This window comes from Calothrix sp. CCY 0018 (genome assembly GCF_963920925.1).
In the GTDB taxonomy this organism is placed as follows: domain Bacteria; phylum Cyanobacteriota; class Cyanobacteriia; order Cyanobacteriales; family Nostocaceae; genus Rivularia.
Genome location: NZ_CAWUDI010000006.1, coordinates 177149 through 194941, shown reverse-complemented (window position 1 = coordinate 194941; position 17793 = coordinate 177149). Strand labels below are relative to the sequence as shown.

Below are 17793 nucleotides of genomic sequence, written 5' to 3'. Positions count from 1 at the left end.
ATTCCCCCTGTGCGAGCTGTCACACACAGTCATAAACTGATTAGTGAAAGCTTCAAGGCAGTCTGGAGAAATATCAATGAAAAAAGTTTTAGGTATTATTCTTGGTGGTGGTGCGGGTACCCGTCTTTATCCGCTAACAAAGTTCCGGGCTAAACCAGCAGTACCGTTAGCTGGTAAATATCGCCTAATAGATATTCCGGTTAGTAACTGTATCAATTCAGAAATATTTAAAATTTATGTTTTAACGCAGTTCAATTCGGCTTCCCTCAACCGTCACCTGGCTCGTACTTACAGCTTTGCTGGTTTTACAGAAGGTTTCGTAGAAGTACTTGCCCCCCAGAAAACCCCAAGCAGCTCGAACTGGTTCCAAGGTACTGCTGATGCGGTACGTCAGTATCAGTGGCTTTTTGAAGACTGGGACGATATAGATGAATATTTGATTCTCTCAGGCGATCACCTCTATCGCATGGACTACCGCCAATTTGTCCAACGCCATCGCGAAACTGGAGCTGATGTTACTTTATCCGTGGTTCCGATGAAGGAACGTGGCGCTTCCGAGTTCGGCTTAATAAAAATTGACGATAGTGGTAAAGTTATAAGCTTCAGCGAAAAACCCAAAGGTGAAGCTTTAAAGAAAATGGCTGTTGATACAACTGTACTTGGGTTGGATGCAGAGCAAGCCAAAGAAAAGCCATACATCGCCTCAATGGGGATTTATGTCTTTAAAAAACAAGTTCTACTCGATTTGTTAAAACAATCAAAAGACCAAACCGATTTTGGTAAAGAAATTCTTCCTAGTGCATTAGATAGTTACAACATTCAAGCTTACTTGTTCGATGACTATTGGGAAGATATTGGAACCATCGAAGCGTTTTACGACTCAAACCTGGCATTAACTCAGCAGCCCAAACCACCCTTTAGCTTCTACGATGAAGAAGCGCCGATTTACACTCGTTCTCGTTATTTACCTCCTTCTAAGCTATTAAATTGCCAGATATCACAATCGATGGTTGGCGAGGGTTGTATTCTCAAAGATTGCCGAATTGTCAATTCCGTTTTAGGAGTGCGATCGCGCGTTGAATCTGGATGCAATATCGAAGATACCTTGATTATGGGATCGGATTTTTACGAGCCTTATGCAGAACGTCAGTCCGACTGTAGCGACGGTCCTGTTAGTTTAGGTATCGGAGCAAACACTACAGTTCGTCGTGCCATTATTGACAAAAATGCCCACATCGGTTGTGACGTAAAAATTATCAACAAAGATAACGTTGAGGAAGCCGACCGTGAAGACCAAGGCTTCTATATCCGCAGCGGTATTGTAGTTGTACTAAAAAATGCGGTGATAGCAGACGGAACAACTATTTAGTAGTGGAGCGATCGCGAAGATTGAAGTTCGGGTAGCATACTTAGTTGTTAGTCAAAAAAAATACAATTAAAGCTACAAACAAAAGAAAATTACGCGGTTTTCAATCTATTTAGAAGTCAGGCTGAAGAGAATATATAACGCCCCCCTTTTTTTTAAGGGGGGCTTTTGTAAAAGCTATGAGTTAAAATATTTATCTCCTCGACTGGACAATATTTATCCTTCGATAGTACGGAAATTTCACTGCTCCCGACTAGCAAAAACCGCACCTAGTAATTATTTAATATTTGTTAATTTAAAGTTAGAGTCCAAATACCTTTCATTATATAAAGGCGCGGTATATTGGCTCAATTCATACATAGAAAAAATTATTGGAAATACAACAATTAGGAGGCCAAAAGAATGGCTGCAACCGACTTTAAGGATTATTATCAAATTTTAGGAGTAAATAAAAGCGCGACTCAAGAAGATATTAAAAAAGCTTTTCGTAAATTAGCCCGCAAATATCATCCCGATGTAAACCAAGGCAACAAAGATGCCGAGGCGCGTTTTAAAGAAGTCAACGAAGCATATGAAGTATTATCTGATGCCGAAAAGCGTCAGAAGTACGACCAGTTTGGTCAATATTGGAAGCAGGCTGGAGGCTTCCCCGGTGGTGCTGGTGCTGGGGTAGATATGAATGGCTTTGATTTCGGTCAGTACAGCAGTTTTGATGATTTTATTAATGAGTTATTAGGACGTTTTGGTGGTGGGAATCGTGGAGGAGCGCAAAGCTATTCTTATCGGACTTCACCAGGTGGTGCAGGTGGGTTTGGTGGATTTAACGACTTTGGTGGTTTCCAAGATAGGGGTGGTAATGCCGCTCAGGATAGCGAAGCCACCATTACTTTAAGTTATGCAGATGCTTTTAATGGCGTACAAAAGCGCTTTAATTTGGGTAATGAAACTATTGATGTTCGCATACCAGCTGGTGCAAAACCTGGTAGTCGGTTAAGAGTAAGAGGTAAAGGACCAATTAGCCCTTTGAGTCAACGACGTGGCGATTTATATCTAGTAGTTGAACTTGGAAACCACCCGTTTTTTAAATTTGATGGCAATAACTTGGTATGTGAAGTTGATATTACTCCCGATGAAGCTGTATTAGGAGCAACGATTAAAGTACCGACACCTGACGGTATGGTTGATGTCAAAATTCCACCCGGAGTACGTGCCAATCAATCCTTACGATTGCGCGGAAAAGGCTGGCGAAATCCCAAAGGCGATCGCACCGATCAATTAGTAAAGATTGCCATTGCTACACCAAAAGATATTAGCGAGCAGGAAAGGGAATATTATGAAAAAATCCGAGATATTCGTACCTTCAATCCCCGCAGTAATTTACAGCAATTTAAACTATAACTATTGTTCAACGCTACAAAGAGCAGGGAAAATCTGCTCTTTTTTAAAGAAGAATAAAACAGGAAATATTAATTTTTAATTTTTAAAAAACCCGACTTATCAAATAAATCGGGTTTTTAAATATTATAGTAGTTCTAATTAATTACCACCGCGATTTGTTTTATATTTGAAATGTCTATAGCGGTTTTCGGTTGAGTTGAATACATTTAAAACCTCACCCTGTCCTGCCAGACATCCCTCTCCTTGCCAAGGAGAGGGAACGAGGGTGAGGTCTTTCTTTGTATTCTACCCAGGTGAAATTCGCTATATATTAATACTTGTAGATTATTATTCCTAATTCCCTATTTTCTATTCCCCATTCATAAAATGGGAATCAATGTAAGAAAGCAACGTTTCTATACTGGCATTATGGTCTAAAAAGGAAAATAAATGCTTATAAATCAGCTTTCCTTGTTTATCTAAAATAAATTGTCCGGGCAACGGCGCACCTAATGCTTGTCCAACTCCATAGTTACTAAATACTTTACAGCTAGGGTCGCTTAATAAAGGCATTTTTAAGCTCAAATCTTTTACAACTATTTGACTTTGACGCTCGTCAGTACTTGTAATCATTAAAACTTCGACACCCCGATCCTTAAATTGCTCGTAGTTTTCATTCAAAGCTTTAATATGAGGAAAACAGAAGGGGCAATATTGTTTTTCAGTAAAAATTCTAGTCAGTGCCACAATTACTGGTTGCTTGTTTTGATAATCGGATAATTTCACCAAGCTACCATTTGTGATATCGGGAAGTTGAAATTGGGGTGTTAATTGTCCTAATTGCAGATTATTTTCTGCTGGAATCGGTAAAAAATTACGTGCAAAACGTTCGTTAAATAAACCAGTAAAATCAGTAGAAGTTAACATTTCAAATACTTTGATTCTAAAAATATAATAATTTGCGGTTAGATAGGGAATCTAATTCCATTTAACCTTTTTCTGAAAATATCTGTATGTATCTTAGGTTTAATTAGCGCTCATCTGAATTACATATTTTTCGATGCTATTAAATAATTAAAGTGTGGTTAATAGTAATTTTCTTACCATTAACCACACCTTAATCTGACGACAAAAATCTAAATTGCGGAGAAATACACTTTCGACTTCTGTGGATCGGGATTCATGGTTTTATCGCCAGGTTGCCAACCCGCAGGACAAACTTCATCTGGGTGAGATTGGACGTATTGAATAGCTTGTAATGTCCGTAGTGTTTCCTCTACGTTACGACCAAAGGACAAATTATTGATGGTAGCGTGCTGAATAACGCCATCTTTGTCTATAATGAACAAACCGCGTAAGGCAACGCCTGCTTCTGGGTCTAGCACGTTGTAAGCAGCGCTAACTTCTTTTTTAATATCCGATACCAAGGGGTAATTTAGGTCGCCCACTCCACCAGACTTACGGTCTGTTTGAATCCATGCTAAGTGGGAAAATTCGCTGTCAACGGAAACACCTAGTACTTCAGTGTTAAGCTTTTTAAATTCTTCGTAACGGTCGCTAAAAGCTGTAATTTCAGTAGGACAAACGAAGGTAAAGTCTAAAGGATAGAAAAACAGAACGGTGTACTTACCGCGATAGTCGGAAAGCTTAACTGTTTTGAATTCTTGGTCAACCACTGCTGTGGCTGTAAAATCTGGAGCCTGCTGACCTACACGGAGGCATCCTTCTGATGAATAAGTAAGGGGCATTATAATTAATTCTCCTCGAAACTATATTTGGGCATGGGAATATCGCTGGTTTTCTTAACCTTAAATGGTTCCACGCTTTGATTATTTGATTACGAACTGTTACAAATAATATCATACTCATAACGATTTCTCGTTTGCAAATGGGAGAATTAGATACTCGAGAATGGTTGTTGACTAATGGCTTGGGAAGTTTTGCAAGCGGTACAGTTTCTGATGTCCGCACTCGCACTTACCACGGTTGGTTGTTTGCTGCAACTTGCCCGCCTTCAGGGCGTACTTTGCTGATGTCGCATTTAGAAGCTAGCTTAGAATTACCCTCTAGGGCGATCGCATTAGGGACTAATTTCTGGGCTAGCGGTGAAATAGAGCCTCGGGGCTACAAGTTTCTCAGCTCTTTTGATCTTAACCCAGTTCCACAATGGATTTGGGGTGAGGAAGACTGGCAATTGAGCAGACAAATATTTATGCCCTACGGGTTGCAGGCAGGAGAGGAGAAGGTAGAAAATTTTGCTGACTCAATACTTAATACTCATCAAACCCCATTTCGAGATCGGGTATTGATTCAGTATCGTTACCAAGGTAGTAATACTGCTGTTTTAAGGCTAAGGTTGCTGATTGGCGATCGCGATTTTCATCATCAGCAAAAAGAAAGTTCTCAATTGCAGTTTTCGCAACAGCTTCAAAAAGGGCAGCTTTGTTTGCAATCAAATAATGCAGGAGAACTTGGTACACCTTGGCATTTGCGCTGGAGTAAAGGCACGTATCAAAACGAAGGTATTTGGTACTGGAATTATGCTTTACCAGAAGAAACGCGAAGAGGATTGTGCGATAAAGAAGACCTTTATAGTCCCGGTTACTTAAGTGTTGCTTTGGAATCGGGAGATACGGTGACGATAGAAGCGCAATTAGGTTTTTGCGATAAATCAAATATTGCTCTCAATTGTGAAAGCTTCAACCGAGAAGTATTAGCAGAAGAAAAGAGGTTATCCGAAATTTTTGGATGGGAAGGAGATAGGAGGATTGGGGGATGGGGAAATGATTTAGAGCAATTCACAACTTCTAACTCCTCACTCCTAACTTCTTCCCCCTCGCTTCCTCCAAAAGATGTAATCTGGAAAAAACTACTACGCGCTAGCGACCAATTTATAGTTCACCGAACTTCAATTAATGGCCCAACGGTAATTGCTGGGTATCACTGGTTCAATGATTGGGGACGCGATACTTTGATTGCTTTACCGGGTTTAGCAATAGTACCCCAGCGCTTTGAAATAGCCAAAGGATTGTTACGAACCTTTGGACATTACTGTCGTCAAGGTTTGATTCCGAATGCTTTTCCCGATGCCGGTGGCGAACCTTTTTACAACAGTATAGATGCAACATTGTGGTGGATTGAAACTTTGGGGCTTTATTTGGAAGCTACCCAAGATTGGGAATTTTTAGCGGAACAGTATCCCGTGGTGCGGAACATTTATAAAGCATTGGTTGGCGGTACAAACTACAAAATAACTGTTGATTCTACCGATGGCTTATTAAGTTGGGATGCTCCTGGTGTAGCTCTTACTTGGATGGATGCGCTTGTGGAAGGAGTTCCCATAACTCCGAGACGCGGTAAGCCAGTCGAAATCAATGCTTTATGGTATTCCGCTTTATGCTGGGCTTCACGATGGGCAGAAATTCTCAGCGAGCAAGATTTCAGTGAAGAGGGAATGCGTTTAGCTAATCAAGCCGGGAGATATAATCAGCAAGCGCAACAGGTAAAGCGATCGCTGCAAAAATTCTGGAATCCCAAAGATTCCTATTTATATGACACCATTGAACCAGATGACCGTCGCAATGCTCAAATTAGACCGAATGCTGTTTTAGCGCTTTCATTAAGCCACTGCGGTTTTGGAGCGAAACAAGGATATCAAGTACTCGAACGAGCTTCAAAAACCTTACTTACTCCCTACGGGCTTCGTTCTCTCGAACCTTCAGATCCGCAATATATCGGCAAATATATTGGTTCAGCCGCGACTCGCGATGCTGCTTATCATCAAGGTACTGTTTGGAGTTGGTTAATTGGACCTTTTATCCGAGCTTGGCAGCGTTTTCACTCCTATGAAGCCTTACCTTTTGATTGGGAACCCTTAATGCAACATTTTTTATCAGATGCTTGTCTTGGCTCAATTTCGGAAATTTTTGATGGCGATGAACCGCACCAGCCAAAAGGAGCCGTAGCTCAAGCTTGGTCGGTTGCTGAAGCGATTAGACATTACCAAGGGAGTTAGGAGATTTTGGATTTTGGATTATGTCCTTGCGGACACGCTACGAAGACTGGATTTTGGATTTTGGATTTTGCGGAAATTGGGGTCTCCCCAAATAGAGGAACTGGCATTGGCGGTGTCAGTTTCTGTCCCGCTAAACTTTCCAAGAGGGATTTTGGATTAGAAATTGGAAATTCAAAATCTACCTCATCTACCGCTTCTCCCCATCTCCATCCTACAAACGCAAGTCAAGCAAAAATTACGGGATTGACATACTTGCCAATCCCGACTTTGCGTTAACTAATTAATCAAATGGCTCAGGTGCGACTCGAACGCACGACCAAGGGCTTATGAGTCCCCTACTCTAACCAACTGAGCTACTGAGCCAAATTTTATTCAATTATAAATTTATCATATAAATAAAATCTTGCCAAGCATCTGAATAAATTATTCTTTAAGCAAATAATTGAGAGCTTTGGCTTAGCTACTTAACGTATACCAATTACCAATTACCAATTACCAATTACTAGTAAAAAGCAAAAGAGGGAGACATTCTCCCTCAACCTTCCTGCGGCAATTATCTAAATGCTAATCAAAAATTCGGAAAATTATTCGCGAGGGGGAAGGAAAGCTATGGGGTTAACCGCTTGATTTCCACCTTTACGAATTTCAAAGTGCAGGTGAGGACCAGTACTAAAACCAGTGCTACCCATCAAGGAAATTCTCTGACCTTGCTGTACTTGCTGACCTTTCTTGACTACGATTTTACTGTTGTGAGCATACCGAGTCGTAGTACCATCTGCATGACGGATATCAACTAAATTACCATAACCACCACGGTTCCAACCAGCAGATACAACTACACCATCTGCTGCTGCATGAATGGGAGTACCTGTGGGAGCAGCGATGTCAATTCCTTTATGCATTCTTCCCCAACGAGGACCGAAACCAGAGGTGAAAACACCTTTAGCAGGCCATGCAAAACCTTTTGCAGGTGGTTTTGACTCATCAATAGGTATGGGTAAGTATCTGTCAACTGCTGCCAATGGCGGTAGCCCTGGAGATACTGTTGTGTTTACAACCGAGGAAGATTGAGAACGACCGCTGAAATTTGAACTTGCAGGAGGGGTTGCAACTCTAATTCCTCTACTACGAGAGAAGTTGGGGTTAATATCCTCACCGGGTGTGGGAACCGGAATTGGTACTGCTGCCGTATTAGGTCTAGCTACACGAATTGGTACCGAAGCTGTTCCTGCTGTAGGCTTTGTAACAGGAATAGGTATAGAAGCTGATTCAGGTGTGTTAACAGGTACTTCTACGCTCGTCCTATTAGTATTAACCTCTGGTACAACTATTCCAGATTGTTGAGAGCGATATTTCTGCCGCAATCTTTCAATTTCTTCTTTTAATTTACGAAGACGCTCATCTCTAGAAACTTTTGTCGCTAACGCATTGCGTCTATCAGCGAGCTGCATTTCTGTAAACACTGAAGGTACGGGGGCATCGCCACCTATACCGAAAGAAGTTGCAGTTTGATCGGAACCTTCAACAGTAGGTGAAAACTGATTCTCAGTTTCAACTGTTACACTACTTGTTGCTGCAACAAGATTGCTGCTATTTTGAACCGCAGGAACAATCAGTTGTTGATTGACTTTTAGCTCGTTGGGATTAGACAAATGATTTGCCTTAACCATTTCGGAGACTGAACTACCGTAGTTGCCAGCAATTTCAGCTAAGGTGTCTCCAGATTTAACAACGTGCGCCGCAGCTATCGTAATCGGTGCTTCGATTTGTGCGGTAACTGGTGTAGGTACTGTTACAGTTTCTTGTACCAACTCCACATCTGTATTCTGCTTTAATCTGGATACAAGTTTGCTTTGGATAGCAGTTTTATTAGTACTTACAGTTGATGTTGCTTCAACTTGACTTGCCGACTGCTCTATTTCCGTAGGTTGTTTGAAATTTTCAACGGGAGTCGAGCGCAACTTGTTAAGACTTGCTTTTAAGCGGTTCGATTTTTGCTTTAGGCGGTTGAGCGCAAACTTTTGTTGAGCTTCAAGCTGAGTATTGCCTTCGGTGGCAATCTCTTGAGCTTCCACGGTTTGTGGAGAGATTATGATATTTTGACTCTGCGCTGGCTTCGCTGTGGCAATCGCTCGGGAAATAATCTGTCCCTTGGCCACTTGCGGTACGGAGTAAATTGTATTATTGTTTGCCGCAGTTACACTTTTTTTCGCAGGTGCTTGTGTCCCAAACTGAGCAGACTTCAGATTAGAAACAACCTGCAACTTAGCTCCAAACCCATTTACTTGCGAGATTGCTGTCGGCTCCACCACGGTAGGAATTGTCGCCCCAATCTCGTTAGAGATGACTTTAAAAGAGCGTTTTAGTGTGGGAGCAAACGTGACCTCATCAGATGCAGCAGGGTTTGCAGAGGCAGTATTTTGATTGCCTACAGGTTCTGCTGCTAGGGCTTTGTCGCTTTGCCGAGTCACGAAAAGGCTGGTTGCTCCCATCGAGATTGCTAAACCGATCATGGCGGCTTTAGGCATTCGACGCTTTAAGAGCGGAGTAACTAAGCTACTGTGCTCTATCGAAGCAACATCGTTATTAATGGTACTTTCTAACACAGCTTTCATTTTCTTCTTCAATGCTCGTTTCAAAGACAACCTCCTACGATCGCTAGCGCTTAACCGACCTCGATTTTTTTGTTCAGAAAACATTCAATGATTTGAATCACTCGGAAAATTGATCGAGATCACATTTACCAGAGATACTTAGGCAAGATTAACCCGGTTCTCTGTTTTAGACAAGTTAACACTGTACTAATAAAAATAAAATTTTTGTGCTTACTTGTCGATTACATTAACTACACCCTGATATTGTTTTCCCCGATACAGATATATAGAACACTTATATCTGCTTCAAGTAAACATCAAACTTTATTAGTAAAAATCAGATGGGAAGCTTCATGTTTGGGTAATTACAACCTTTATAGATAGCAATTTACGGAATAGACATATCTCTTGCTGTAGATAACACCGGAAAGGTGTGCCATATTCCATCTTCCCAACCGAGACTTTACGTTGATTTTTGCCTAAAGTACAACCGTATTTACTCGCAAGTAAATTTACTCTTCAAAAAAGTATCAGGGATTGTAACGGAGCCTCAACTGCTTGTCCTATCAAACTTTACCCTGACTAAATGCAGTTATCGGGATAATTCAAATTAACAAAAAGCTATGATTCGATTTGAAAAAAACATCAATTTACCTATACAAATTTCTTATATAAAAGTACTCTCACAGGTAAGTATTTTTAAATATCTATCACACATCTCGAAAAAAATAAGTATTCTTTAGAACATAAATAAAAATATTCCATAAGTATTTATTCTATCAACCGATAAGTTTAACCAATATTTTATTATTCTCCAAGGCATTATTGCTTAGGTGTTATACCTAAGTGAATATATATTCCACTTTAAGACCTGCACCTTTCTAAAGATAGCCCAAGTTGCGACGTGCCTCAAATAGGCTCACCGCAACGCTTACAGAGAGATTTAAACTGCGAACGTTGGGTTCTTTCATGGGAATGTAAAGGGTTTCATCGCAAGAATCCAAAGCATTTGCACTTAAGCCCGTAGTTTCACTACCGAATAAAAGCCAGTCAGTTGCAAGATAATCAAAAGTAGCGTAATTTAGATTACCTCTGACGCTAAATCCCAATAGTCTTCCTCCACGCTGCTGATGCAGGGATTTGAATGCTTCTAGAGATTCGTGATGATGCAGCTTTACATAAGGCCAATAATCTAAGCCTGCACGTTTTAAGTAACGATCGCTGATTTCAAAACCTAAAGGACCAACTAAGTGCAATTCGGTACCTGTAGCCGCACAAGTACGAGCAATATTGCCTGTATTAGGAGGAATTTGCGGATGAACTAAAACTATTTGTGGCATTCTTCTATCAAGTAATTGTATTAAAAAAAACAATGTATTCGTTTTTTCAAATCTATCTTAAGATAGAACACACATATAGTTTTTATTAATATTTATCAATCTATGACAACATATAAAAAAAATTAAAGCATCGATAACGTTTTCAAAATGCTTATGTGAAGAGTATCTAAAGGAAAAGTGAAAAGATAGTAAACTTCTGAGGATAACAGATTTTTGTGTTTCCAGCAACATTTACCATCTTTTCAGAAAAAAGGAGAGTGGTATTAAGCCATCAACGATGAACATAATTTATCCTCAAGTTCTAATTCTCGTTCTCGAATTGAATTAATTGCTTGAGTAATTACGTTGCGACTGCTAACACCTAACCCATGAAGTTGCAGCCATCGCTGTGCTTGGTTTCCTTCACGAATAATTTTTTGTAGCGGTGAGAGAAAGCATCCAAAGCCATGCTGTTTGGCAATCGTTGCTGCTGGTTCGTAAAGTTCGTTTATCCAATCTCTGGCTGTAATTGTTCTTCCATCAACCCAATGAATTAATTGAGCATCCAAGCTGTTTCGGGCACAAGCAGCTTCATTTTGGGCCGTAATCGCGATTAACTCTTCGGGAGAGAAGCTACTTTTAACCAAGGGATCGAGATTTGGATTATTGATTACTTGCAGCAAACGCGCTTCTAACAAAGCTGTAATCGCTAATAATGCAATTGGATCGGTGACTAAATCGCAAATTCGCAACTCCAGACGATTTAGATCGTAGGGACGGCGATCGCCATTTGGTCGAACTGATGTCCATAAATGTCGCACATTTTGCATTGTGCCTTTGGCTAGCTGTTCTTTAGTCCAACGAATATGATCTTCGTGGCTTGCAAATAAAGGGACAGACGAAGGAGTTTGCGGGAAAAGACCCCAACGAGTTGAATGGTATCCGGTAGCTTTACCATCTAAAAACGGAGATGAGGCGCTTAAAGCTAAATACAAAGGTGCTTCCAAGCGGATAATGCGACAAGCCCGCATCAGTATTTCGGGGTCGCTGATGCCTACATTAATATGAACGCTAGCGGTAACAACTTTAGTACCGTAAGTGTTTTCGATGTAATCGTGATAAGGATTATTTGGATCGGAACGGAAAAACTTCTGGCTTCCTCCTAAAGACAAGGTACTTCCAGGAATTAAAGTATAATTACCTAGTTGCTCAAGATATCTTCTTAACTTCAACCGAGGACATACTAAGCCACATAAAAGTCGTTCGTAGTCATCAAATGGATCGGTAATATATTCAACATTGCGGCTATCCGGTTCCCGCATAAATCCTTCCATTGCAGCGGTGATTTTGTCAGAGAGACCAACGATGTCACCTTGAGGCGTTCCAGTATACATCTCAATCTCAAAACCTTTCGATAGCACCACAAATTTCTCCTTGGCTCTCCAATAACAATTAAATTGTATCTAAAGCAACGAAATAACGCATCAACCTTTTGATAGCTATCGGAAGAAATACAATTAAGAGGGAATGGGGAATAGGGAATAGGGAATAGGTAATAAGTAATAGGTAATTACCTATTTTCCATTTCCTCTGCAATCGGCAGCGTAAAATGAAACTCGCTACCTTGATTTTTTCCATTAGATACGGCCCAAATTTGTCCGCCCAATTTTTGAATTATTTGACGGCAAATCGCTAAACCTAATCCGGTTCCACCAATTGTACGTTGTAAAAAGTTTTCTTCTTGGTAAAAACGTTGAAAAATTCTTTCTAACTGTACGGCTTCTATTCCTCTACCTGTATCTTTAACAATTATTTCTAATTGATTCGGTAGAGTTTGTTTTTCTGGTTCGTCTTCCGAATCATTTTGATGATATATTTGAGCGCTAATTGTAATTTTTCCGTCTGTTGGGGTGAATTTACAAGCGTTATCCAAAAGTTTAGAAAAGACTTCTATTAGTCCTTCTCTCTCTGCCTGTACCAAAGGTAAATCGGATGGTATATCTACAACTATCTGAGCTAAATTATCCGATGAACTACGCCTTTTTAAACTACCTAAAACTAAACTTAAGCTTTCTTGTAACGAACTTGCTTCGATTTGCGATCGCACTGTATTGGCTTCAAGTTTTGAGAGCGTGAGAAAATCGCCAATCAATCTTCCCATACGTTCGGAATCTCCTAATGCAGTATCTAACATTATCTGCTGCACTTCTTCGGATATATCTTCCTCTAAGGCTAAAGTCTCCAAACAAATTTGAATTGTAGATAAGGGAGTCCGCAATTCATGTCCGACAATAGCTATCAAATTACTTTGTGTACGCTCCAAATCTGCTAATCGGCGGTTAAGATTTTCTAAGTTACGATAAGCCTGAGCTTGCACTAAAGCAACTGCAACTTGAGTGGCAATTGCTTCTACAAAGGTTCGTTCGGAATCATTCCAAACATAAGGTTGATTGTCACAGTGGTGAATTTCTAAAATGCCCAGCCAAGTTTGTTGATAGCGAATTGGTATTATTAAACACGAACGAATTTGCCAGTTTTGGAAACTTTCACCTAATTCGGGATGCGCTTGAATACCAAGGTCTTGGGTGGTATCGGTAATAGAAATAACTTTATTTTGACCTAAAGCAGTTTGAAACAAGGAATGATTTGCTATTGTCCAGTTTTCTCCTTTCATAGAAGGAAATACGTCGGCTACCCATTCATAATTAATTAAAGTATTTTCGACCTTTGGATAACTATAAAATATACTGCGGCAAGGACTAAAAACTCGACCAAGTTCTCTGACAGTACTAGTAAGAATTTCTTCTGAATTTAAAGAATTACGAATAAAAGCTGTTACCCTATTTATCAATCTTTCAAAGTTTTCTTTTTGAAGAATTGTACGATAGGATTTTAATTGTTTATACTGACTTGTTTGTAAATAATTTACTAAGCGACTTGTAAAAAGTCGAGCATCAATTTCTAAAAATTGCTCGTTTTTTATTTGTGGTTTATTATCGGATTCAAGACTGTAACGTTGCTTTGCTATTTCTATTTTATCTGCTAATTTCGGTTGATAATCTAAAATCCGGTCTAATAACAAAACCGCTGCTGTTTTGCTCACCTCACGTTCAAATGTCCAAATACCTTTGAATTGTCTTAATTCGTCAAAAGAAACTCCTTCCACTGGAGTAGAAAATTCTCGACAAATTATACAGGCAGAGTATTTTTTGGCAACAACGACTAAATGCCATTCCTGAGCTAAAAAATCATCGTTTGGATCGAAGGGAACTACCGTATAAGGATTTAAAGTTGCTACCAAGTCAGAATCCGGTGCAGCTAAGATGTAAACTTGATCGCTGCGTTTGGCGATTCGTGCATAGCGACGAGTTTCTTGACGATAAAAACGCTCTCGTTGAAAGTTAGCGATTACAAGCGGTTGCTCGTTTCCTACTATCACCAAATCTTCCATTGCGTGAGAAAGTGCAGTTAAGGAAGCCTTGAAATAGACTTGAGGACGCAAAAATTTTTTTGTAAGCAGTAAACTGTGTAATAGGGATTGCTGGGAAATATTCATTTCTTGAATCGAGAAATACACTCACCTCCGTCAAATTAAGGAGCGATTTTTAATAGTAGGAAAGTTGTAGTTGATTCGTGACGGAATGAATCGAATTACCATTTCTTGTTCATTATTTTAAGCAACCTCAAGCATTGAAGGAGATAAACTGCTGTCCCCTATTTTAGCATTGTATAATTCTGCTTCATCCAAGCTGACACAACTTAGATCGGCATCTCTCATGTCAACTCTCGCTAAAATAGCTTTGCTTAAATTAACGTTGTACAAATCTGAAGAACTTAAAATTGCTCCTGTTAAATTAGCTCCTGCAAGGTTAGAGTTAGCCAAGTTAGCGCCAGTTAAATCGGCGTAACGTAAATCCGCACCTGCTAAATTTGTATTACTAAGATCGGCATAGCGTAAAGAAGCTAAACGCATATCGGCTTGGCTCAAATCAGCTTTATGCAAATCCGCACTTTCTAAATTTGCCCGAATTAAACAGGCTTTACTCAAACAAGCCCAAATTAAGAAAGATTTACTTAAATTGCTTCTCCATAAAGTTGCTCTTTCCAGAATAGCTTCATTCAAATTTGCTCCACGTAATGAAGTTCCCTCCAAATTAGCACTTGTCAGGTTAGCGCGATTCAAATTAATTCCGTTTAAATAAATTTCACTAAGATTAGCTTGCTGTAAGTTTGCTTCTACAAAATCTCTATTACCTGCAAAATAACTCTCGATCAGTTTATTAAGGTTCATAAAAGCACACTAAAAATAATTGAGGACAAACAGACTAACTAATTACAGTATCTGTACGACATTGCTGAAAAATAACATTTCTTAACGACTTCTTAAGAACAAGCCTTGCCAAAACAGAAAATAATTATACTTTGAAGGCGCTTACAATCTCGGCTTGGGCACCTTAGCAAATACAGAATCAGCCAATCATCAACCGCAAGTCATCTGCCCCATCTATAAAATTTTATTAACCCTTGTAAATAAAATAAACAATTTTGTTACGTTTAGTCAAGCTGACTTGACAATTATCAATGAATGATTCGTAGTTCCCTATTAACTGCTCACTGCTCACTGTTAACTGAAGTCATTCCATTTTCTGTAACTGAGCTACTCTAGGATCGATAATTTTTTGACCTAAACCGGGAAATTTGATCGCTACAGAAACTTTATTCCCTCCACCAAATATATGCGTGATTTCACCGGCTCCGAATGATTTATGCATTACTTTGTCGCCAACTTGCCAGTTTACGTTTGAAGTTGCTTTGCCACTACTTACATTTTCAAAACCATTATCGTAAGTTGCGGAAGTACGACCGCCAGTATTTGTATAAGTAATGCTACGAGGTCTTTGTGTACCTAATAATTCTTTGGGCAACTCGTCGAGAAACTGCGATCGCACTGCTGGTTCGCGGGTTCCATACAGCCTGCGTTCTAGGGCGTGGGATAAAAATAATCTTTCTTGAGCGCGGGTAATACCGACGTAACATAAACGACGTTCTTCTTCTAATGCGGCTGGGTCGTTCATGGAACGGTAATTGGGAAATAATCCTTGTTCTAACCCTACTAAGAAGACTACAGGAAATTCCAATCCTTTGGAAGAATGCAATGTCATTAAAGATACTGCGCTTTGTCCTTCTTTGACGTTATCTAAATCGGAACTTAGAGCGGTACTAGCAAGAAAACCTGCAAGAGAAGCGTCAAGTTCTGCTTCTTCTTCATATTGACGAACTGCGTTGTAAAGTTCTCCAACGTTGCGGATTCTGTCTTCTGCTTCGTCGTTTCCTTGTTTTTGCAAATCTTGAATGTAACCGGATTCCTCTAAAACACTCTGTAAAATATCCGATGCACTGATGTTTTCAGTTTCTTGCTGAAAGCGGCCAATCATCCGAGCAAAGTTATTTACTGATTTAGCCGAACGTCCACCCAAGGTATTAACTGATGTTTCATCGCTCAGTATTTCCCACAGACTTACGCCTAATTCCCTAGCGGCATTTGTGAGGCTTTCGATGGTAGCTTTACCAATACCACGTCTGGGTGTATTAATTACCCGCAACAAACTTACAGTATCATCCCGGTTGGCGATCGCTCTTAAATAACCCAATACATCTTTGATTTCTTTGCGATCGTAGAATTTTAATCCTCCAACTACAGTATAGGGAATTCCGTTTCTGACTAACATATCCTCAAAAGGACGCGATTGAGCGTTGGTACGATAAAGAATCGAAAAATTACCCCAATTTATATCGGGATTTTCTTCTTCTAAAGAACGAATTTTATTGATGACAAAATTAGCTTCTGCTACTTCATCTTCAGCTTTAAAATAAAATATCTGTTCGCCTTCAGCGCGAGTTGGTTTGAGAACTTTATCAATTCTTTGGGTGTTATTTTCAATTAAGTGGTTTGCAGCTTGAAGAATATTTTCGCAGGAACGATAGTTTTCTTCTAACTTCACCATCGAACGGGTATCATCATCTTCTAAACCATCCCCAAAATCTTGCTGAAAGTCAAGCAAAATAGTGAAGTCAGCCATTCTAAAAGAATAAATTGATTGATCTGCATCGCCTACCACAAATACAGAACGGTTTTGCCAATTCCAATCGTTTTTCTGTTCTCCATAAGTCGATAGCAGGCTAATCAATTGGTATTGAGTGCGGTTTGTGTCTTGATATTCGTCTACTAAAATATGACGGAATTTATGGTGCCAGTAACCCAAAACCTGCTCATTTTGCTGAAATAACCTTACCGGAACCAAAATTAAATCGTCAAAATCTAACGCATTATTTTCTGCTAACTTATCTTGATAGAGATTGTAAACTTCTGCAATTACCCTTCCCTTATAATTTGGTTCTTCCTTTTCATATTCTTTCGGCGATAATCCTTGGTTTTTGGCATTACTGATTGTGTAGCGAACCGAACGAGGATTAAATTTTTTATCGCTCAAATTTAACTGCTTGGTAACAATTTCCTTAACCAAACTTTGAGCATCAGATTCATCAAAAATCGAAAAATTACGCTTCCAGGTACGTCCGTTCTCATCTTGGTATTTCTCAATATCAAATCTTAGAATCCGAGAAAGTAAACTGTGGAAAGTACCGCACCACAAATCTTTAATAATATGTTTATAAACTTTCGATCTTAGCTTTACTTGGTCGTATTCTGGTAATAAATCGTAACGTTCGCCGTACTCCGAAAGAGCCATTTGTTCGGCAAATAGTTTTTGAATCCGCTCCTTCATCTCCCGTGCGGCTTTATTCGTAAATGTTACCGCTAAGATATTTTCGGGATTAACTTTATGTTCGGTAATTAAATTAGCAATGCGATAAGTCAACGCTCGTGTTTTACCCGAACCCGCGCCAGCAACAACTAGCAAGGGACCGCAATAATGTTCGACAGCGCGACGTTGATGGGGATTGAGGTGACTAAGAGAGTCGGTGGTAGTTGTCATGGACTTTGGGTAAGCAGGATTAAAATACAAGTCGTAGCAATGCAGCAATATGCTTTTTCAATTACATTAATACAACTGTCTTATATTGCTAACTTTATAATCTTACCGAAATTTAGCCGATCGAGAT

General features: G+C 39.7%; 11 protein-coding genes and 1 tRNA gene. 3 read left to right on the top strand and 9 right to left on the bottom strand.

Annotation, left to right across the window (positions count from 1 at the left end; all coding sequences use genetic code 11):
* Nucleotides 1-76: 76 nt before the first annotated feature.
* Both ACM03V_RS06615 and ACM03V_RS06610 read left to right on the top strand, forming a co-directional pair.
* Nucleotides 77-1369: a glucose-1-phosphate adenylyltransferase gene (locus tag ACM03V_RS06615; protein WP_414619966.1), complete on the top strand. Its 1293-nt coding sequence runs from the start codon at nucleotides 77-79 to the stop codon at nucleotides 1367-1369.
* A gap of 399 nt (nucleotides 1370-1768) precedes the next feature.
* A complete protein-coding gene (locus ACM03V_RS06610) occupies nucleotides 1769-2764 on the top strand; it encodes a DnaJ C-terminal domain-containing protein (protein WP_414619965.1) in 996 nt (331 codons plus the stop codon).
* A 348-nt stretch (nucleotides 2765-3112) separates the two neighbouring features.
* Here ACM03V_RS06610 and ACM03V_RS06605 read toward each other — a convergent pair whose 3' ends face one another.
* The gene (locus tag ACM03V_RS06605; protein ID WP_414619964.1) at nucleotides 3113-3670 is read right to left on the bottom strand and encodes a peroxiredoxin family protein; all 558 of its coding nucleotides are present in this window, start codon (nucleotides 3668-3670) and stop codon (nucleotides 3113-3115) included.
* Nucleotides 3671-3879: 209 nt separating this feature from the next.
* Nucleotides 3880-4491, bottom strand: coding sequence for a peroxiredoxin (locus ACM03V_RS06600; RefSeq protein ID WP_414619963.1), 612 nt, complete (start codon nucleotides 4489-4491; stop codon nucleotides 3880-3882).
* Between the two features lie 140 nt (nucleotides 4492-4631).
* Between ACM03V_RS06600 and ACM03V_RS06595 the strand changes: the two genes are divergently transcribed.
* Nucleotides 4632-6758: an amylo-alpha-1,6-glucosidase gene (locus tag ACM03V_RS06595; RefSeq protein ID WP_414619962.1), complete on the top strand. Its 2127-nt coding sequence runs from the start codon at nucleotides 4632-4634 to the stop codon at nucleotides 6756-6758.
* 289 nt (nucleotides 6759-7047) lie between these two features.
* Here ACM03V_RS06595 and ACM03V_RS06590 read toward each other — a convergent pair.
* The 7 genes from ACM03V_RS06590 to pcrA all read right to left on the bottom strand — a co-directional run bounded on the left by ACM03V_RS06590 (nucleotide 7048) and on the right by pcrA (nucleotide 17666).
* A tRNA-Met gene (locus ACM03V_RS06590) sits at nucleotides 7048-7121 on the bottom strand.
* A gap of 221 nt (nucleotides 7122-7342) precedes the next feature.
* Nucleotides 7343-9457, bottom strand: a complete 2115-nt coding sequence (locus tag ACM03V_RS06585) for a peptidoglycan DD-metalloendopeptidase family protein (RefSeq protein ID WP_414619961.1) — start codon at nucleotides 9455-9457, stop codon at nucleotides 7343-7345.
* 776 nt (nucleotides 9458-10233) lie between these two features.
* On the bottom strand, nucleotides 10234-10692 hold the full coding sequence (locus ACM03V_RS06580; RefSeq protein ID WP_414619960.1) for a tRNA (cytidine(34)-2'-O)-methyltransferase: 459 nt from the start codon (nucleotides 10690-10692) through the stop codon (nucleotides 10234-10236).
* 263 nt (nucleotides 10693-10955) lie between these two features.
* Nucleotides 10956-12095 carry a glutamate--cysteine ligase gene (gene gshA / locus ACM03V_RS06575; RefSeq protein WP_414619959.1) on the bottom strand — a complete coding sequence of 380 codons (1140 nt, stop codon included), beginning with the start codon at nucleotides 12093-12095 and terminating at the stop codon, nucleotides 10956-10958.
* Between the two features lie 146 nt (nucleotides 12096-12241).
* Complete coding sequence (locus ACM03V_RS06570; protein ID WP_414619958.1) at nucleotides 12242-14227, bottom strand: DICT sensory domain-containing protein; 1986 nt, start codon at nucleotides 14225-14227, stop codon at nucleotides 12242-12244.
* Nucleotides 14228-14344: 117 nt separating this feature from the next.
* Nucleotides 14345-14962 (bottom strand): pentapeptide repeat-containing protein, encoded by a 618-nt coding sequence (locus tag ACM03V_RS06565; RefSeq protein WP_414619957.1) that lies wholly within the window; start codon nucleotides 14960-14962, stop codon nucleotides 14345-14347.
* A gap of 343 nt (nucleotides 14963-15305) precedes the next feature.
* On the bottom strand, nucleotides 15306-17666 hold the full coding sequence (gene pcrA / locus ACM03V_RS06560) for a DNA helicase PcrA (protein ID WP_414619956.1): 2361 nt from the start codon (nucleotides 17664-17666) through the stop codon (nucleotides 15306-15308).
* Nucleotides 17667-17793: the final 127 nt, after the last annotated feature.